Source organism: Rhodopirellula europaea 6C (assembly GCF_000338295.1).
Lineage (GTDB): Bacteria > Planctomycetota > Planctomycetia > Pirellulales > Pirellulaceae > Rhodopirellula > Rhodopirellula europaea.
The window spans coordinates 18,350-38,672 of the sequence record NZ_ANMO01000011.1; the positions used below are offsets into that span (position 1 = coordinate 18,350).

Consider the following 20,323-nt stretch of genomic DNA (forward strand, 5'->3'; position numbering starts at 1 on the left):
GTCAGTACCAATACACGCTGAAGACGTGACCGGCCAACAAAGCTGGCAGCGGAACAAATAAAGCGATGTGGATCCAAGTCAACTTGGGTCGCCAAGCTCGCATGAACATCGCGGAGTCGCCCGACAACTTTGATTCAAGCGATGACGCTATCCCCGCCAAACCACCAACCAGAGCCAGCAACAGGAACGTCAGGCTGAGAGCAAAATTCAGATTGCTCCCCATGCGAACGCCGGTGTGAACAATCAGTCCAAACAGCATCGCAGTACCGATTGCTGTGTGAGCCGCTCGCCACCATCCATAGTCGCCAAAGCTGATTCGCTTGACTCGTTTTCGTAGCGAAAAGACGAGCGCGGCCAACATTAGAAACAACAACGAAAAACCGCTGACTTGTTTGATGAATCCGTCACGCCAAAACAAATCGATTTTCCGCCAGGAATCCTGAACGCTGGTCGCAAACGGAAGCGGAGGCATCAAAAACAAGGCCAACGCCAAGCATGCAGCGAGAACCGAAGCGACCAGCACAACTTTGCTGCCACGGACGTTGACCTGCTCAGGTCCTTCGCCAACCAATTCACACAGCAAGTTGGTGCAGGTTCCGCAAGCCGTTCCCGCACCAGTCGCGGCGGATAACTGCGACGCGGTGGAATGTCCATCAGCGATTGCCAACCCGAGTTGATGACGCGTGATTCCCATGCAAGAACACACCGTCGCATGTCCCGGCCATTGATGGATCTGAAGCCCGGTCCCACCGGCATAAGGCATCCCCGTCCGCTGGAAACGAACACGTTGGGTTGGCCACAACCGTTTGTGCTGGGCGACGGACATGCGAATCAAATTCACATCGTCCCACTCACCGACCGATGCCGCCCCAACGACGCGGCCTTGTTCTAAGATCAACTTTCGATAGCCGTTTTCGCCATCATGGGTGACAACAACCCCTGAAGTCGACTCACCAATCGCTTTACCAAGTGTGATGACCGGAACGCCAAGCAACTTCAGTTCGACAGATTCTTCACTGTCGACAAATTCAGCTTGTTCGCCGGCCAAACGTGCGGCCAATACATCGGCCATACGATAACAAGGAGCCACCAAGCCGTGAATGTGTCCATCAACCGCGGCACACTCTCCGATCGCGAAAACGTGTGGGTCGCTGGTTTCCAATCTCCGGTTCACCGCGATGCCACCTCGCGGACCGAGCTCCAAACCGGCGTCGCGGGCCAACTCGTCGCGAGGTCGGATCCCTGCGGCGACCAGAACAATATCCACTTCGGTCGGTTCCGCGTTTTCATACTGCAGCGTTAGGCGGCCGTCTTGCGGCAAGATTGCTTTCGTGCGCCGAGTGACATGAACATTGACGCCCAACGACTCGACCTTCTCCCGCAATACCTTCGCGGCTTGCGCATCCAGCTGCCGTGCCATCAACCCGGGGGCAACTTCCAAGATCGTGGTCGCCAACCCAAGATCCGTGATCACTTTCGCGGCTTCCAAACCAAGCAATCCACCACCGATGACGGCCGAAGTCTTGGCATCGTGTTCGCGAACGTATCGCTGGATGGCTTCCAAATCATCGATCGTGCGATAGACAAACACTCCGGGGCTGTCCGAACCCGAAATCGGTGGCACCCAGGGATAGGACCCGGTCGCCAATACGAGATGGTCGTACGATTCAACGCCTCCCCGATCATCGTAAATCTGCTGACGATCGAGATCAATTCGCGTGATGCGACGTCCCGTATGCAGTTCGATATCGTTCGCTTCGTACCAGTCTCTCGGCGAGAGCAACAATTCCGATTCGGCTCGTCCCGACAACAACGACGAAAGGTTCACCCGATCGTACGCCGGACGGGGTTCTTCGCCGAAAACCGAGATCGCAAACCGCGAACGTTGGCTGCTGCCGATGACTCGTTTGCAAAAACCGTGTGCGGCCATCCCGCCCCCAACAATCACCAACCGCTCCGCCGATGTGACATCGACGACGGAAGGAGCGGCGAGTTGAGGGGCACCTTGCATAGACAGACAAGCGGCGTGCGAACGTGGAACAGGTAGTTCACGCAGCAGTCGATCAATCGAGTGCTCGGAACGGGGCTGGTCGTCGAGTCAAAGCACACACCATTCCAATGTCCGCACGAAAGCGTGCCGGAACGCACGGATGGCCCCTAGCAAGTCGCTAAGGGTGCGCATCCCTCAAAAGATGCACACTTCGGGCATCTTTTGAAGCGATGGGTAATGGCGCATCTTTCGCGTATGACGGCGGAGCGGATTCTGCCGTTGAAAAGAAAGGCAGATCAATGCTTAGCAAGCGGGCATCGGTGCCCGTCGTTTAAGCGACGTTCAAAAAGAGCGTTTGATGGGACGAGCGAAAGGCTCCGTCGCCGGCGATCGTTCTGAGCACGATCACTTGTTCAGGCAATCTTCTCGAGCTGGCAATCCTCGAGTTTCACGCTGACGCCTTGCTCCATAAATCGAACGAAGACGAGCAAGCGAGTTTCGTTTTCGCGGCGGATGACAGTGCCCTCGTAACCGGCGAAGGTGCCGTTCTTCACTCGAACATGCTCACCAGGTTGAAGCTGACTTTCGATCGTCAGCGGCACGCCCATCACGATCAGGCTGCGAATTTGCTGCAGATCCTCGATCAAATCCGGGACTTGAACGATTTCCGAAGCCTTCAAAACGGAGCCGGTGCAGATCGCTTCGTAACGAGCTTGATCGTCGCCTCGAATGAAGACGTAGGTTGAAAACAGCGGAACGAACGATTCTCGCATCCGCCCACCTGGCGAACGAAAACGCTGTTTGATCATCGGCGCGTAGTGCGGCACACCAGCGTCACGCAGCTTGCGAACCACCGCCTTCTCTTGCCGAGATTTGGTGTAGAGCAACCACCACGGCGAATCGAGTGATTCTTCCTGGTCGATCAGATCGTCCGGGTAGCAGTCGGGTTCAAAAGGCAGAATGGGCATCGATGTGACAGCGTCCGTGGAGTCAGAGATGAACCGTTGTGAGTCCGTCGAGGGTAATCATGAAAAAGCAATGCTGCTTGCGAAACCGAGCGAACTGCTCGCTATCCTTTGGGTTCGTCACGGCAAGCAAGGATCGCGGCAATGACTTTCTCGGAGGGAACATCGCCGACCATGGCAACATGTCCGATTCGGTCCGGCAACACAAACCTCAACTTCCCGTGTAAAACTTTTTTGTCGCGAGACATGACGGGAAGCATCTTTTCGGGATCCGCATCCTTCCATGCCAGCGGCAATTTCGCGGCGGACAACACCGCCGTTTGTTCTTCTAGCAAAGATCGGTCGCACAGTTCCATGTCGATGGCCAAATGAGCGGCCATTTGCATTCCGATCGAAACCGCTTCACCATGCAAGCAGACTCCATAGCCCGCGGTCGCCTCGATCGCGTGAGCAAACGTGTGGCCATAATTCAGGATTGCACGCCGTCCCGATGTTTCACGCTCATCCTCGGCAACCACTCGAGCCTTGGATTCACAGCTTTTTCGAATCGCGTACCGAAGCGTCTCGGCATCCTTCTCAATCAAGCGTGCGGCTTTGTCCTGCAACCAGCTAAAGAACTCGGCGTCTTCGATCACGCCGTACTTGATCACTTCCGCCATGCCGCTGATGAAATCGCGATCGGGCAACGTCGAAAGAGACTGCGTGTCGATCCAAACCATCTGAGGCTGCCAGAAACTGCCGACCATGTTCTTGCCGCCAGGCAGATTGATTCCGGTCTTGCCACCGACGCTGCTGTCGACCATCGAAAGCAACGTCGTGGGAACCTGCACAAACCTCAATCCGCGTGTGAAGGAAGCGGCAGCGAACCCGGCCAAGTCGCCGACGACTCCACCGCCGACCGCGATGACGACGCTGCGACGATCTGTCCCTGATTCCAACATCGTGTTCCAAATCGAATCGAGCATCGAAACCGACTTGCTCGTTTCACCCGATGGAATCGAGACATTGGTGATGCGAATGCCGGCCTGATCGAGTTGTTGCTCCACTCTGCTAGCGATCGTATTTGACACCGCTGCATCGTGTATCAGCACTACATGCGTGCAGTCGCCAACGGCCGCTCGAAAGTATTTCGCGAAATGAGGTTGCTCGGCGGATTCGGTCAATCCGGTGGAGATCCAAATGGGATAGCTGCGATCGCCAAGCGAGACTTCGATCGATTCAATCGGTTCGGTCATGAGGTCGATGGGTTGGGGCAAAGTTGGTTGCACGGTTAGGATAGTGTAGCCGTTGGCCTGTTTTTGCGGCATGCCACGGTGGCCCACTTGGCCGCGGTCCAGTGAAAGTCAATCGAGCCCGGCGTTTCGACATTGTCACCGCACTTTTGCCACTTCCAAATTTGTGTTTCTTTGATGAACGAAAACGAATCGCCCGCCGTCGACCCTCATGCGGACAAGTACAACGATCCGCGAGTGGTCGTCACGCGATACCAAGTGTTGGCGTTGGTGGCGATTGTCGTGATCGGTGCGATTGCCGCTGTGGTCAGCATCGCGGCTCGACGGACCAAGCTGGAGAAAACGACCGAGTTTTGGGGCCCAGACGTCATCACCGCGATCCAGTTGGGTGATCATGTGGAACTGATCCCTGGCCCTGGTGCCGACTTCGCCCAAGTGGAACTGACCGCCTTCCCCGGGCTGGGGCACCTTCGCAAAGCGTTGTTGGAACAAAGCCACTACCAATGGGCGACGGTCGAGGCAGATTCGGTCGAAGCCTTGGCGGAAGCTGCTGCTTCAGAAGATTATGCCGGCGAGGCAAAGGACCAACCAATGGTCGTCCGCTTGGAGTTTTCTGACCCGCACTATCAACGCGTTCCACCGGCTTTGATCGACGTGGAACTGGCAAGCGGAACAGTTGGGCCCGCCGATGGATCGCAAAGAGTGAAGGTGACCGATCGGGTCCGCCCGGCACTGAGGCACCAACTGAAGTTGCTAATGAAAGTCAGCGAGTTGCGTTATGGCCAGCGCACTCACGCGGCAGACGAAGAGGACCAAACCGACGAGTGATACGGCGCAAACGGCTTGCTCCACTCGCCAATCTTCGTGATCAAAACTGTGAGCGTCCGACGCTCGCTTGTCTCAGTGGTCGCCCCTCTCAGCGGAACCCCCACCACAGTATCGCGACGACCGAGACGACGTGGATGACCGCCGCGACGACGAACGAGATCCGGTAGGAAACCTTGGACGTCTTGTGTCTCAGCTTCTGACCGGCGAGGTAGCCTCCGGGCCAACCGCCCAGCAAGCTGGCCAGCAACAGCGTCTTCTCCGGGATCCGCTGAGTTTTCCCTCGAGCGGCACGTTTGTCCTTCCAGTACAAAACCGCGGTCAACACACTGGCAAAAAACGTCTCAGTGGCGATGATGAGTGCGAGCGTCACGGACCGTTTCTCCGAAGGCGTGTTCCATTCCCGCTGCATCTTGCCGCGGGTTCGTTCTTAAGATTGTTCTTCGCATGTCATCACGTTCGCGCAAAGCCCGCTCGAAAGCCAAGTCCCAAAGAGAAGGCAAAACCGCGTTCAAAAATTCCGATGCCGGCTCGTTTGGCGATGGAATTCTCTCTGGTGGCAAGAAAAGCGACGCCAATTCATCCAAGATTGGCTTGGCAAATCTGAACGTTCCGTATCCTGCCGGTTTGCCGACCGATCGCCCGCTCGACCAAGAAGACTACTTCGAGCAGCTCGCCATTTGGCTGGATCTGGAAGCTGAAGCCGAACGAGCCCGCCTCGCGAAACTGCGTCAGATTCGGTCTCAACGTGACGTCGAAAGCACCGGCCAAGCCATCGTGGGACTCGACATGGTCGATTACCACACCGGATTGGCGGGACGTTATCTATTGGACTTGGCCAAACCGGGCGGCAAAGACCTGCCCATGAACCGGCTGAAAGTCGGCTCGCCAGTCGTGCTGTCGATGGATGACGATCCGTCGGACGAAGGCATCGCGGGTGTGGTCAGTCGCCGCAAGAACCACTCAATCCAAATCGCGACTGACACCTTTCCGGTCCGCGACCAAGACGACCTGAAGAAGAAGGGCGTGGGCAAACACGGAAAATCCGGCCAACGCCCCGCCGTCGTTTCGGACCGCTTCCGCTTGGACATGTCACCGGACGAGACGACTCGGCTTCGACAGCTCGCCGCGATGGCCAAAGCCCAAGAAATTCGCGGCCGCTCAGGCAAGCTTCGTGATGTGTTACTGGGAATCAAAACGCCTCGCGTCGACGGCAACCCAATCGACACACATGAAATTGATCCCGAGAGTTTCCAGTTCGAACTCAATGACATCGACTTTCGCACCGAGCTCAACCCGCCGCAGCGCGACGCCGTCGCATTCGCGATGATGGCCGATGATGTCGCCATCATTCATGGTCCTCCCGGCACCGGCAAAACAACGACCATCGCCGAAATCATCGCTCAGTCCGTTGAACGTGGCGAACGTGTCCTCGCCTGTGCGGCCAGCAATACCGCCGTCGACAATTTGTTGGAACGCCTCGTTCGTTTGATGCCCAACGTGGTTCGCGTCGGTCACCCGGCTCGAGTCTTCGAATCCTTGCAAGAACACACGCTCGACGCTCTGGTTGAATCAGACCCGACCAGCACCGTCATCAAAGACCTCCGTCGCGAACTCGATCAAATCCTGCGAGAAGCCAACCGGCCAATCCGAGCGGGTGGCGGTCGAGAACGCAAACAACGCTCCGAACTGTTCAACGAAGCCGGACGACTTCGCGGCATGATCCGGTCGCAAGAACGCGGCATTGTGCGTTCGGTGATCGATCGAGCCGATGTGATCTGCACCACAACCACCATCGACGAAGAACTGCTCAGCGATCAATCGTTTGACTTGGTCGTCGTCGATGAATCGTGCCAGTGCACCGAACCAGGAATGTGGCAAGCGATCCTGCGAGCCGATCGGTTGATCTTGGCCGGCGATCATTGCCAATTGCCTCCAACGGTCCTATCCGATGATGCCGCCAAGATCGGCATGCGAGACTCTCTGATGCAGCGATTAGTGCATCGCTACGGCGAGCGGATCTATCGCCGACTCACCGTGCAGTACCGCATGAACGAATCGATCATGCGGTTCAGCAGCGACCATTTCTACGACAGCACCTTGATCGCAGACGCTTCCGTCAAACGGCATCGCCTGTGCGATTTGCCCAACGTCGAGGAAAACGATTTCACGACCGAACCATTGCTGTTGATTGACACCGCGGGTGCGGGCTACGAAGAAGAATTGGAACCGGACGGCCAAAGCAAACTGAACCACGGGGAAGCGAAGGTCATCCTGCAGCTCGTCAAACAACTCGCCGACATGGGAGTCACCGGAGACCAAATCGCAGTCATCGCACCTTACGCCGCGCAAGTCCGCAACCTCCGCATGCGGTTGGATCTGGACGGGATCGAAATCGACACTGTCGACGGATTCCAAGGACGCGAAAAAGAGGTGGTGCTGATCACTATGACTCGCAGCAACCCAGACGGTGAAATTGGGTTCTTATCCGATCAACGCCGCAGCAATGTGGCACTCACGCGAGCCAAACGGAAACTGATTGTCGTTGGAGACAGCGCCACGCTCTGCAGCCACGATTTCTACTCGGACCTGTATGGCTACTTCGAAGACGCCGGTGCCTATCACAGCGTCTTCACGCTGGAAGGACACTGATCCACGGATCAGTCGTCGGTCTCGGCGTTTGAAGCTTCCAAAACGATGGCGGGTGCATCCACGTGGCCAACGAAGAGCGAGTTCTGATCTTTGATAAACCGGAGATTGTTGTAAGTGGGTTTTGCAAGACCAATGCTCCCAAATTGCCGCTCGGTCTTGAGATCCCAAAACCGAATGGTCGAGTCAACCATCGACGTAACGATGGTCTGGTCGTCATCTAAGAACAATTGATCGACCACGTTGTGACGGTGCCCCTTCAAAGTCGCGATCGGCTCAAGATCTGGATAGGATCTGACCCGGATGACTCGGTTGTGATGTGAAGTCAGCAGCTGCCGCCCTTTCGAATCGAAACAAATCCCAGCGTAAGCTTCGGACTCATTCAACCGTTCCAACAGCGTCAATTCTTGATCCTCGAAACGGTATAGATGGCTTTCCCCCATGACGATCAAGACATCTTCATTCGGAACAAGGCAAAGCACCTTCAAATTGTCTTCGTCCGGATCCAACTCATTTACAAAAGAATAGTCATCCTTGCTGTGGACGAGCAGTCGGTCATTAAAAAGTGTAACAAGCCAATCGTTTGTGAATTGCAGATCTCGGCAGCCCGTCGATTTTTCACCAGGCACCGGAATGGTGGTCACAATTTCGCCCGTGATTGAATCCGCAATCACAACCTCATCCAAGCGTCCGATTGCCATTTGCTTACCGTCCGGAGCGAGCGAGATAGCGAGTCCGACTTCGGCAGGATAGTCTCCGATCTTTCGAAATTCGCCGACATCCCTTTGGTTGCGGTAGTGCCCGACAACACCACCTTGAAATCGGACATACACATCGGAACTTCCATGGTGCAATGCCCTGGTCTCATGCAGTCGATACTTCTCGCTCGCGACCAGATCGCTGCCCGGCGTTTTCCAGACCAGATCCGAAACATCCCACAACCGCACCGTTCCATCCAAACTCGACGTGACTATCCGCGGAACGCCCCGATCGCCAGCGATCATCTTGATGCTTGAGATCCCTTTCTCGCTCGCTTGAATCACATTGGCGTGAATGAGTCTCTTGCCATTGGTTCTCTGGTAGAGATCCCACAACAGAACCATTCCTTCATCGACTCCGGCGCAAACATAACGACCGTCATCGGAGATATCGACGCAGCGGATGCGTCCTGGGATGTCTTTGAAAGATGCAACAAACTTGCGTTCTTTCCCATCGACCACATGAATCATGTCAGAATTGCAGGTGACCAGCCGAAGCTCGCCGCTGTCGGAAAGCGGCTTTGAAAAGGTGAACGATGTTGGTGCCACAATGGTTGGCAAGACATAGGTCTTCTCTGGATCTTCGTCCCAGACCAACACCCGTGCCTCAGCGTCCTCCGGGTTTTCGAGGAAGGCAAAGTTCCCGCCGTCCCCAATGAACTCCAAGCACTCGTTTCGCGATTCGCCCTCATAGCGTTCCACCAAGTCACCATTGATGTTGTGAATCTGGACGCTGCGATATCGTTCTGCGGAGGCAACCAAATGCCCGTCTGACGAGAAGGCCACCGATTCGATGGTGTTCTGGTGTCCGACCATCGAGACCACTTCATCGCCTGTCTGAACATCGCCAATAAAGACGAAGTTGTACCCTAGACTACCGTTCAGCCCCGTGACAAAACGCCGGTTGTCTGGGCTGATCGCGACAGCATTGAGTTGATTGCCGACTTGATGACGATGCAGGACCTTCTCGTTTTCGAGGTCGATCACATGCAATTGACCTTCCTCGCCGACAGAAAGAGCCAGCTTGCCGTCTCTGGAAACGGCCACTTCATTCGCTTCGCCCTCATGCGTCGTCAACAAAACCGATGGCGCTTCCTTCGTCAGTCGATCAAGCAATTGCCAAGCAAAATATGGCTTTACATTCGCGGCTGATTTGTCTTGAGAGGAACCCGCGTTCGGACTGTACTTTTCAAGCAGTTTCCTGGCTTCCGAAAAGTTATGCGAGGCATAAGCTTGATAGGCCAACGTCATGTCGGCGACATACAGATAGTTCCTCAACTCTTCCTGGCTGGTGGCAAGCTCCAAGTTGGTTCGCGACAATTCATCGTTGGTTGCTTCCAGATCCGAGTTGATGGTCATCAACCGACCGGAATAGATCGAGATCGTGGCAATGACCGCAACGATCGTGGTCACCATTCCAATCAAAGATACTAGTGCCACCAACGGATTGCGTTCGCTCCAACGGAACAACCGTTCGCTCCAGCCAGGAAGCTTTGCCGACACCGGTTGGTGGTTGGTAAACCGCCGAAGATCGCTGGCAAATTCGAACGCCGTCGCGTATCGACGTTCCGGCGATCGCGCCATCGCCTTTCCAATGATCGCCTGCAGCGGTTTCGGTAAATCGGCTCGGCACTTGCCCGCCGGAGTGTGACTTCCCAATGCGACTTGATTAAGAATTTCCTCCCGAGTCCCACTGAATGCCCGTTGCAGCGTCGCCCATTCATAAAGCGTCACGCCCAAACTGTAGATATCGGCCTGGGCGGTGACATTGGACGAAACACCCGACGTCTGCTCGGGACTCATGTAGGCCGGCGTGCCAAGGATGTCGCCCGTGACCGTGAGAGCAGTTTTTTCATCATCCGCAAATGCCAACCCAAAATCCGTCAGCCAAATGTTTTCATCGCTGCTGAACAGTAGGTTGGATGGTTTGACATCTCGGTGAATCACGCCATTGTCATGTGCTTCTTGCAAAGCGTCGGCGATATCCGCGATGGAGTTAGCGATGAATTCGAACGAATCCGAGTTGTAACCTCCAGCAGTCCTGCCTGCAGCACGATCAGTCGTCCCATTCAACGAGCCAGACGAGAACGAAGCCGTGTCATCCTCGTTCCCACCACTCAATTGAGCGATTCGATCTGCCAACGTGACACCGTCGATGTACCGCATGACCAAGAATTGCGTGCCGTCTTCGATCCCCGAATCGAGTAGCGGCACAATGTGATCGTGCTCCAAGTCTTGAATGACATTTGATTCACGTTCGAAACGTCGACGCAATCGTGGTCGACTGGACGCCTGTTGACGGAGCAACTTCAATGCGACCTGATTCCCAGTTTCAGCATCCTCCGCCAGATACACCTCGCCCATCCCTCCGGTGCCCAACGTGCTGAGCAGGCGGTACTTGCCAAAGTGCCGCTGACCGTCTTGGTCGTCCGCTTCCGTGTTGACAGTTTCCGTTGGGTTGTCAGGAGGAAAATTCACGTCGTGCTGAGCCGTCAGTGCGAAACGAAGTGTTGGCGGATGGAAATGCTTGATCCGATCTCAAATCCAACGATGGACAAACGACCGGTTTTGATGTTTGACTGAGATTGATCTCAACTAGCCTTGCGAACCGGTCAGATCAATCCAATCCGATGGCTCGTCGTTGTTCGTCCAGTTTATCCCGAGACTGTTTGGTAAGTAACAGTTCCGCGGGTGACTTTGTCGAAGTGACCATCAATAGATCTGTGTCAACAAACCGGTGCAGATCGCCTTCGAGGTGCTCTCCAGTCGGAAGCGACCCCATCTCACGTTCGCTTGATAGATCCCAGAACCGAATCAATCCGTCTTCACCGGTTGTGGCAAGCGTCCGACCGCGATCAAGAAAAATGCTGTCGGCGATGGGCTTGGAATGCCCTCGCAACACCGCGATTGTCTCGTTCTCTGGATAACTTCGTACTTCCACCAATCGATTGTCAAACACCACCGCAATCCGGCTGGCAGCGGCATCAAAGTCGACCCGAACGTATCGCACCGCGGCACTGGTAGAGGCCTCGAAGATCGCGACGGTCGAGTCCTGATAGATGGAAAGCATGTTGGATGCTTTGATCATCAACGCGTCGCTATTTGGAACATTCAGCAGGAGAGTGTTGTTGTCACTTGGCAGAGCGTGGGTCTCAACGAGTGAATAGTCCTCCGCGTCATAGACCAGCAACAGCTTGCTCAAAAGAACACACAGTTTTCCGTCGACGAACTTCACATCGGCAATTTCTTCTGTTTCGTGTGGCGGAGTGATCTGAGCGAGCAATTCAGACGACGCCACATCGCGGACTTCGACTTCTTTGCTGCTCGCAATCGCGATTTTGGATGCCTGCGAATCGCAACCGAGCTGAAATCCCCATTCTGCTAACTCGCACTTGATCGGTAGCATTCGACGCAGATCGCGTCGGGGATCGTAGTGCCAAACACTGCCGTCGTCCAACCTCACAAAGACATCGAATGGTCGCTCGGAGTGCGAATACACATTGATAATGTGAGCCGTCACAAATGTGCGTCCCACAGGGTTGGGACGAACCGGCAATTTGTCGGCCAAATCCCAAAGCCGAACCTGCCCATCCTCTCCGGTTGTCACAATCCGTACTGATTCGTCGTTCGTGGGGATCACCTGAATGCTGCTGATTTGACCTTCCGCAGCTTGAAAGATCATCGGCGGTTGTAAATCGCCCGACTCAAATCGGTTGGTAAGCGTCCATGCATAGATCAGCCCGTCATCGGTTCCGGCATACAAGTCTTCGCCATCAGCGGAAATGGCAACACAACGCACTGGGGAGTTGAACGCAAAGGCTTGAGCAAAATGCATTGTGTTGGTGGAATCCGCAACCTTGAGATGCTTTCCACCAAAGCTCACGATGCGATACGGACCACCTTCCGGCTGCACAATTGAAAAATGAATTGATTCCCCCGCAATCGGGCTGCGGATTTCCTGCTCAGTATCAAGGTCGGTAACGTGCAGCACTCGTTCTTCGCCAACCTCTTTCGCGTAGGCGAGTGAATGACCATCACCAGCAAACTGCAGGGATTCATTTCGTGATCCACCATAGATGGTCTTGACCGCCGTTCCATCCCGTCGATGAACCTGAATGTCTCGGTAGCGTCCCGCCGTCGCGAAAAGTGTTCCGTCGGAGGAGAACGCGGCGGATTCGATGTTGTGCCAGTGTCCAAGCAACTCGAGAGTCTGTTTTCCCGAGGCGATCTCGTGAATCGAGATCGTGTTGAAGCCGACGTCGCCGTTCAAACCGGTCAAGAAAGACTCGTTGTCTGGACTGATCGCAATCGCATCAAGACGTCCGGAAAGCTTGTAGCGATGCGTGCACTTTCCCGATTGCAAATCGATCACATGGACCTCACCGTCTTCGCTGACGGAGATTGCGATTCGTGCATCTCGCGAGATGGCGACCTCAGTCGCCGGACTGTTGTGCTGGGTCAGCAGGTTGGACGGCGGAGGCGTGATCAAGTAGTCGAGGACTTGAAAGGCAAAACGACTTGATCCGAGCTCGCCCGCTTTCGGACGATGTTTGTCGAGCAGTTGCTTCGTGGCTTTCAGATTGTGCCCGTTGAATGCCTGGAATGCCAACGACATGTCCGACACATACAACTGTTCGCTCAATTGAGCTTCACGAGATTCCAGTTCCAGGTTGGTGGCGATCAACTCATCGTTGCTCTCCGCAAGCTTTTCGTTTACTCGCGTGAGTTGCCCCGAGTGAATCGCCTGCATTCCCAGCACAGTCATGACAAGAGTGATCACACCGATCAATGTCGCGACGGCAACCAACGGGTTGCGCCGGCTCCATCTCAAAAAACTTTCGGGCCAGCCCGGCATTTTCGCTTGAACCGGCTTGCCATCGGCAAACCTGCGAAGATCCCGAGCAAACTCCGCCGCGGTGGTGTAGCGAGCGTCGGGTGACCGTGACATCGCTTTGCAAATGATTGCTTCGAGCGGTCGTGGCAGGTCGCCGCGAATCTGTCTCGGAGTCGCGAGGCTTCCGTTGGCAACGTTGGCCAGAATCTGATCGCGGTTGCCTTGAAAGGGACGTTGCAGCGTTGCCCATTCGTACAACGTTGCTCCCAAGCTGTAGATGTCAGACCGTCGGGTGATATCGGTTTGCGAACCGATCGTCTGCTCGGGACTCATGTAAGCCGGCGTGCCAAGGATGTCGCCGGTCAAAGTGAGCGCCGTGTTCTGGTCCTCGATCAATGCCAATCCAAAATCAGTCAGCCAGATCTTTCCATCGCTGTCGAAAATTAGGTTCGACGGTTTGATGTCTCGGTGAATGACTCGTTCGTCATGAGCCACCTGCAACGCGTCGGCGACGTCCGCGATCGATTTCGCAACCAGCTCAAACGAATCCGTCTCAATCGCAATTCCATTTTCCTCAGTATTGAGCGTCGTGGCGGCGGGACCAGCATCAATGGAAAACTCGCCGGAGTCTTGCTCGCCATTGGCTTTCAAGATGCGGTCGGCAAGCGTCGCGCCATCGATATAACGCATCACCAGGTACTGCGTCCCCTGTTCGATACCAGAATCCAACAGTGGGACGATGTGATCGTGCCGAAGTTCTTGAATCAGGTTGGCTTCGCGTTCGAATCGACGCCGCATTCGAGACTGCTTTGAAACCTGATGCTGCAACAACTTCAGAGCCACCTCCTGCCCCGTCGTGGTGTCCTCGGCCAAATAGACCTCGCCCATCCCGCCGGTGCCGAGCGTTCGAATGATTCGGTAGCGACCAAAGTGCTGGGCCGGCGGGTCTGCCTGATCGTCCTCGATACGGGCGGCTTCCGTGGGGGCATCGTTTCGAGAACTCACTTCGTGCTGAACTCAATCAATCAAAGGTTTGGGAGTGCTTGATAACCACAGGTTCATCGCACAAACATTGAACACCGGGCGGATCAACACCGCCGGGACTGTCGCTGCCGATTGCCCAGCTCAACAAACGGCACCTCCGTGCGAGCGAAGGTCGACGCGAAACGTTTGATCGTTCCGGACCTCTAAGATACCTCAATCGCGAAAGCATTGTCTCACAAGACCAATGTCTTTTTCATCCGCTCAATTTTCTTCTGTTTGTTCAGCGGAGGCGAATCCTGTTTGACTCCGTTTGGTCACCCATAAATCCATTGGAATTGCATCGGAAGTCGAAAGCAGCATGTCAAAGTCGTCAAAATAATGCAGACGATTGTGTAGACTTTTGCCTGCAACCAACGATCCCATTTCCCGCTCGCTGGCGATGTCCCAAAAACGAATGAGCCCATCTTCGCAAGTGGTCGCGAGAGATAAGTCGTTGTCCAGAAATTGACAATCGCTCGGTATTTGAACGTGTCCTCTCAGAACTGCAACCGTTTCGAATTTGGGAATGGAGCATACTTCGATCAATCGATTGGATCGTATGACAGCCATTTGTTTACCGCGTGAATCGATTGCGACACCACGAAATTGGTCGGCCGCGGATTCTGCCTGTTGATAGATACTCGCGGACATTCCATCCACGACGCAAAGTGCTTTATCGGTCACGATCAACAAAGAATCATCCTTTGGCAACCGGTGAATCGCACTGGCGTTGTCTGACGGGAGTTTGATCGTACCTTCCAATGAATAATCGGGAACGCTGTAAACAAGCACTTCATCCGTGTAGAGGAGGTAGAGTCGATCTCCCATGTACTGCAAGCTACGGCAGCTTCGTTCTAGATCGAGACTCGGAATTGTGTTGGTAAGCTTTGTCGTCTGGACGTCATAGATTTTCAGGTCTTTGTCCGAGCATACCGCGATCACTGATGCGTCTTCGGTGACAGCAAGCTCAACCGTATCCTTTCCAGGAATTTGGGTGATAACCGCTATTTTGTGCAATCCTTCCTGCGGATTGTAATGAACGATCTCGCCGCTTCTGAGTGCAAAAAACACATCCGCTGAACCTTGATAGGGTGTCGTAATCGACCTCGTTCGCGTGTTCCGGTATGCGACAGTCTGGTTGCTTGGTCGAATCGGCATTTTTTCTTCGGTTTCCCAAAGAGTCACTTTGCCATCTTCGGCGGCGGTGATGAAACCTGGCGTTTCCGATTGTCCTGCCACGGTTTCGATATCGTAGATTCGCCCTGTGGCAGCCGGCACGATCAACGGCCGAAACAATTCGTTGGAAGAACTCCGGTCACTCAGACGCCAAACATACACCGCTCCCTCATCGGTACCGGAGTAGATCAGGCTGCCATCGTCACTAATTGAGACGCAACGAAATGAAACGCCAAACGAATCGAATTCGATGAATGGTGACGGCTGCCCAAAATCGGACACCGACAGGGAACCATACCCCTGCGACACAACTCGGAATGCATCCTTTTTCCCTTGAGGCTTCGAAATTGCGAATTGCGCAACGAGCACGTCGGTAGGAATCACCGTGTGCTTTTTGGTATCGAGATCCAGCACCCGCAATTCACGGCCGGATTCTTTTTCGTGCACGTAAACCAATCGGTGGCTGCCTTCGATGAATGCCAAAGATTCATTCCGAGTCGTCGCGTCCAACGACTTAATCACATTGCCATCTATATCGTGTATCTGGACTTGGCGATATCGATCCGCCGTCGCGATCAATTTGCCGTCGGATGAAAACGTTCCGGACTCCATCGAATGCCAGTGCCCCAGCAACCCCAACACTTCTTCGCCGTCGTCGATTCGATAGACCTTGATGGGACAAAACCCGATGGACTCGTTCAGCCCGGTCAGAAAGAACTGATTGTCAGGGCTGATGGCAATGCAATCGAGCCGCCCCGGCAATTGGTACTGGTGCAATCGTTGGTTTGTCTGCAGGTCCACCACGTGAACTGAGCCGTCTTCACCAGCAGACACCAGCAACTTCCCATCATTGGAAACAGCGATCCCGGTGGACGGCGAATCATGCTGAGTCAGCAAGGTCGAAGATGGCGGCGAGGCGAGGTAATTCAAAAGTTCAAATGCGAATCGATTGGTCCCAAACGGAGATGCTTGCGTCCGGTGCTTATCAACCAACTGCTTGGTTGTGAAAAGGTTCCGGGCCTCAAAAGCTTTGAAAGCGAGCGACATGTCCGAGATAAAAAGCTGGTTGCTCAGCTCCGCCTCACGAGCTTCCAACTGCAAGTTCGAAGCGATGAGGTCATCGTTGCTCTTCTCGAGTTGTTCATTGATCAGAACCAGCTGACCCGAATAAATCGCTTGCATGCTCAAGACGGCAACGATCGTGGTGATCACTCCGATAAACGAAGCCAACGCGACCAACGGATTTCGCTGGCTCCATCGGAACAGTCGTTCGCTCCACCCTGGCATCCTCGCGTGAACGGACTTTCCCGCCGCGAAACGTCGCAGATCCTCGGCGAAAGCTGCCGCGGTCGGGTAGCGACCGTCCGGCGAACGTGACATCGCTTTGCAAATGACCGCTTCCAATGCGACGGGCAAATCGTTGCGCAGACTGCGAGGCGTCGCCAAGCTTCCATTCGCAACGTTGACCAACACCTGTTCCCGGTTGCCACTAAACGGACGATGCAACGTTGCCCATTCGTAAAGGGTCGCTCCCAAACTGTAGACATCCGATCGACGCGTCACCTCCGAGTGCGATCCGATCGTCTGCTCGGGGCTCATGTAGGCCGGCGTTCCAACCAGATCACCGGTCATCGTCAATGCGGTTTGATCGTCTTCTAAAAACGCCAATCCAAAATCCGTCAACCACAACTTGCCTTTGCGATCGATGATCAAGTTCGACGGTTTCACGTCGCGATGAATCACCTTGTTCGCATGAGCACTGTGCAACGCCTCAGCAACATCAGCAATCGCGTTTGCAATGAACTCGTATGATTTCCCGCTGTCATCGGGCGTTGCCGAGGCATGCGACAGAATGGCCGTGTCGGTCTGAGAATCCACGCCTGAGCGATCCGCATCATCGATCCCACGCTGCTCGAGAATCAAATCCGCGAGGGTCTGACCATCGACCAACTGCATCGCCAAATAAGGCACACCATTGTCGTCACCGGTTTCCAACAACGGCACGATGTGGTCGTGGTCCAGCGTTTGAATCAGCTTCGCTTCACGTTCGAATCGCCGACGAAACCGCGGATTGTCCGCCACATGATTTCGCAACACCTTCAAGGCAACGGTTTGATCCGTTTCGGTGTGCCGAGCCAAATAGACTTCGCCCATCCCGCCGGTGCCGAGTGTTCGGACGATTTGATAGTCGCCAATGTGTTTGGCGACGATTTCAGCGGAGATCGAAGTGCGAACTTCGGTGGGATCTTCGTTGGGGCTTGGCACGAATTTTGGGGCCAGTCAAAAACTCGAATGAGAAGCGAAACCAATCGTATCAAAAGTCGACTTGCATCCTAGTCAGTTCACCTGATTTTCGGTTGAGAAGGCAGCTTCACTGATTTTCAGGCAAATTCTGGTAGCAAACGGGGCGCACAAAACGTTCCAAACTGGCATGACCAACCGATGTGCTGCGACCGTCAAGACTAGCAGGGAACGGACCACCATGCTGCGTCGCCGCTCCGATCTCCATCCCGGTCGGCCAACCGTTGAGAATGATTCGGCCGGCAAAACGCTCTGACACCTTGAGCCAACCGCGGGCGAAATCATTATCAGACGCTTCCGTGTGCAACGTCGTGGTCAGAGAACCATGGAATTCACCCGCAACCCGCAAAATTGTCTCCTCGTCGGGGCACCGCACCAAAATCGAAACCGGCCCAAACGTTTCGCTGTGCAGCCACCCGCCGCGAATCGCGGTTTCGGCTGTCATTCCAAACCAGTGGGCCCCACGATGCCAGGGGCCGTCCGAATGAGAGCGTTTGGCAACGAACAACTCATCCACATCCTCGGCCAATTGCAGCTGCTCGATGCCGCGATCAAATGCATCCGCCACCGGACCGCTTAGCATGGGCAAGTTCGGCTGTTTGGCGAACGACTTGCAAGTCGCTTGAACAAACGACTCGGCATCGGCTTCATGAACAACCACCACTCCAGGCTTGGTGCACATGTGCCCGTTGCCAAATCTCAGTGAAGCAGCAAAGCCATCCGCGATCGCTTCAACTCGCGCGGCCATCGCATCTCGGCCAATGAACACCGGATTGGTGCTGCCCAGCTCCGCGAAAATTGGGATTGGGTTTTCACGTTCCAAAACTGCTTTGGCGAGAGCTCGCCCGCCTTGTGGACTGCCGGTGAAGCCGACGGCGGAAATGGCAGGATGCGAAACCAAACGGATCGACGTATCAGGACTTATCCCGTGAAAAAGATCGAACGTCCCCGCGGGGAAACCCAACCGCTTCACCACCTCTATGACAGCGTCACCAAGCAACTCGCACGTGCCCGGGTGGCTGGGGTGAGATTTCACAATCACCGGATTGCCAGTCGCGATCGCGGAGACGAAATCGTTCCCGACGACCGAAATCGCCAGCGGGAAATTGCACGCACCGAAAACGGCGACCGGACCAACAGGGACGAATCGCCGTGACATTCGTGGTTTGGGGAACGGTTTGCGATCCGGATCCGCAGGCTCGGTTGTCACCCGATCCCAAGGTCGCTCCGCGGCCAACCGAGCGAACAAATTCAATTGCCCGGCCGCTCGATCAAACTCGCCTTCCACACGAGCGTTGATGTAGCCGGTTTCGAGTTCGCAACGAGCGACGATTTCCGTTCGGCGTGATTGAATCTCCGACGCCACCGCCGACAGAAATTCCCCCAACCTTTCGGGCGAAAATTCGCGAAGCTTCAATGCCGCGTCCGCAGCACGCTCGCACGCGCTATCGATCTGGTTGGCAGTCGCTTCCGCAAATTCGCCAGGAAGCAGCTCGCCGGTTGCGGCACAGGTGGCTTGGAAACAATTCATGATCACATTCATTGAAGAAGACTATCGTTTTCGAAGCACAAACAGAGCGTCGGTCAGGTCGTCATCCATCTCTTGCTGCTCTTCGATCTCGTAGTCGAAGTCATGGACGCCGACGATTTCAAACACGTCGCTGACGGACTCCAGCATTTTGAAGGCTTGGGCGGGAGTGTAAAGCCGCAACGGGAATTCGCTGCGTACACGCTCGACGGTTCCGTTCTTTCGAGTTGCCTTGATGGACACGCGAAGAGTTTCACGCCGCTTTCTTCGCTGAAAATCAATGACCTTCAATGTGACGCTGATGTTTGTCCCGCCGTGGGAGGCTTTCCAGCGTTCGATGCAGTCCGGGTCGGCGTCCAAAGGAATGCAGTGAAACCCGAGCACGTAGATTCCACCCTCACGCAACGATTCCGCAACGGATCGCAAATGCGCGGTCGCCGAGGCTTCGTCCATCATGTGTCGGAACGTGTTGAACGTGCAAAACGCGGCATCCACAGCGGGCGAGCAAACATGCGTGGTCATGTCTCCGTTGATCAGCTCGGCAGACAATTTTCGACGTTGCAATCGACGCCGTAGATAGGCGAGCATTGCATCGTTGTTATCCAAACCGACGACGTCGTACCCGCGGGCTGCTGAGGCGGCCACCAAACGACCGCTGCCACATCCGGGTTCATACACTCGCGAAACGGTTCCGGTCGCGTATCGCTGGTACGCCTCGTCAAGGAATGCCATTTCGGTTGCCGTTTCGTCACGAAACACCATGTCGAAGTACTGAGGCCGGTCGTACCAATCGATCGTCGCAGTCGAGGCTGGCTTTCGTGCCTTTGACGCTCGACTCTCTTTCGCGGAATTTCTCTTCACGGGGGTTTTCGTCGGCGAACGAGGGATTTCGGTGCTCTTTGTCACGGGGCGAATCGAGGGGGCATGAGGTGAATTCGTCAGAGATGGATGAAATTTGTTTCAGACCCTGCGGTCTGGGTGACGACTGTAACGATTAGACGGCTTGTCCGCATTCTCCCACTTGTTCCGCCTAGGAAACTTC

General features: G+C 55.0%; 11 protein-coding genes. 2 read left to right on the forward strand and 9 right to left on the reverse strand.

The genetic code is table 11. The annotated features are described in order from the left end of the window. Position 1 precedes the first annotated feature (1 nt). From RE6C_RS00665 to aroB, 3 genes are all read right to left on the reverse strand, one after another. The gene (locus RE6C_RS00665) at positions 2 to 2,011 is read right to left on the reverse strand and encodes an FAD-dependent oxidoreductase (protein ID WP_008652883.1); all 2,010 of its coding nucleotides are present in this window, start codon (positions 2,009 to 2,011) and stop codon (positions 2 to 4) included. Positions 2,012 to 2,403: 392 nt separating this feature from the next. After that, positions 2,404 to 2,958 carry a transcription termination/antitermination protein NusG gene (gene nusG, locus RE6C_RS00670; protein WP_008652885.1) on the reverse strand — a complete coding sequence of 185 codons (555 nt, stop codon included), beginning with the start codon at positions 2,956 to 2,958 and terminating at the stop codon, positions 2,404 to 2,406. A gap of 101 nt (positions 2,959 to 3,059) precedes the next feature. Further along, complete coding sequence (gene aroB, locus RE6C_RS00675; protein ID WP_008652886.1) at positions 3,060 to 4,223, reverse strand: 3-dehydroquinate synthase; 1,164 nt, start codon at positions 4,221 to 4,223, stop codon at positions 3,060 to 3,062. Between the two features lie 141 nt (positions 4,224 to 4,364). On the opposite strand from aroB, the gene RE6C_RS00680 reads away from it, so the two are divergent. Beyond that, positions 4,365 to 5,015 carry a hypothetical protein gene (locus RE6C_RS00680; RefSeq protein WP_008652887.1) on the forward strand — a complete coding sequence of 217 codons (651 nt, stop codon included), beginning with the start codon at positions 4,365 to 4,367 and terminating at the stop codon, positions 5,013 to 5,015. 88 nt (positions 5,016 to 5,103) lie between these two features. Here the strand turns inward: RE6C_RS00680 and RE6C_RS00685 are convergent, their stop codons facing one another. Continuing rightward, positions 5,104 to 5,424: a DUF1294 domain-containing protein gene (locus tag RE6C_RS00685; protein ID WP_008652888.1), complete on the reverse strand. Its 321-nt coding sequence runs from the start codon at positions 5,422 to 5,424 to the stop codon at positions 5,104 to 5,106. 35 nt (positions 5,425 to 5,459) lie between these two features. Between RE6C_RS00685 and RE6C_RS00690 the strand changes: the two genes are divergently transcribed. Next, complete coding sequence (locus RE6C_RS00690; RefSeq protein WP_008652889.1) at positions 5,460 to 7,664, forward strand: AAA domain-containing protein; 2,205 nt, start codon at positions 5,460 to 5,462, stop codon at positions 7,662 to 7,664. A gap of 8 nt (positions 7,665 to 7,672) precedes the next feature. Here RE6C_RS00690 and RE6C_RS00695 read toward each other — a convergent pair whose 3' ends face one another. From RE6C_RS00695 to RE6C_RS00715, 5 genes are all read right to left on the reverse strand, one after another. Further along, positions 7,673 to 10,897, reverse strand: a complete 3,225-nt coding sequence (locus RE6C_RS00695) for a serine/threonine-protein kinase (protein WP_008652890.1) — start codon at positions 10,895 to 10,897, stop codon at positions 7,673 to 7,675. A gap of 139 nt (positions 10,898 to 11,036) precedes the next feature. Next, the gene (locus RE6C_RS00700; protein ID WP_008652891.1) at positions 11,037 to 14,258 is read right to left on the reverse strand and encodes a serine/threonine-protein kinase; all 3,222 of its coding nucleotides are present in this window, start codon (positions 14,256 to 14,258) and stop codon (positions 11,037 to 11,039) included. Positions 14,259 to 14,498: 240 nt separating this feature from the next. Continuing rightward, positions 14,499 to 17,717, reverse strand: coding sequence for a serine/threonine-protein kinase (locus RE6C_RS00705; RefSeq protein WP_008652892.1), 3,219 nt, complete (start codon positions 17,715 to 17,717; stop codon positions 14,499 to 14,501). A gap of 106 nt (positions 17,718 to 17,823) precedes the next feature. Next, positions 17,824 to 19,290: an aldehyde dehydrogenase (NADP(+)) gene (locus tag RE6C_RS00710; RefSeq protein WP_039960871.1), complete on the reverse strand. Its 1,467-nt coding sequence runs from the start codon at positions 19,288 to 19,290 to the stop codon at positions 17,824 to 17,826. Positions 19,291 to 19,305: 15 nt separating this feature from the next. Beyond that, positions 19,306 to 20,187 (reverse strand): class I SAM-dependent methyltransferase, encoded by an 882-nt coding sequence (locus RE6C_RS00715; protein WP_008652894.1) that lies wholly within the window; start codon positions 20,185 to 20,187, stop codon positions 19,306 to 19,308. Between the last annotated feature and the right edge of the window lie 136 nt (positions 20,188 to 20,323).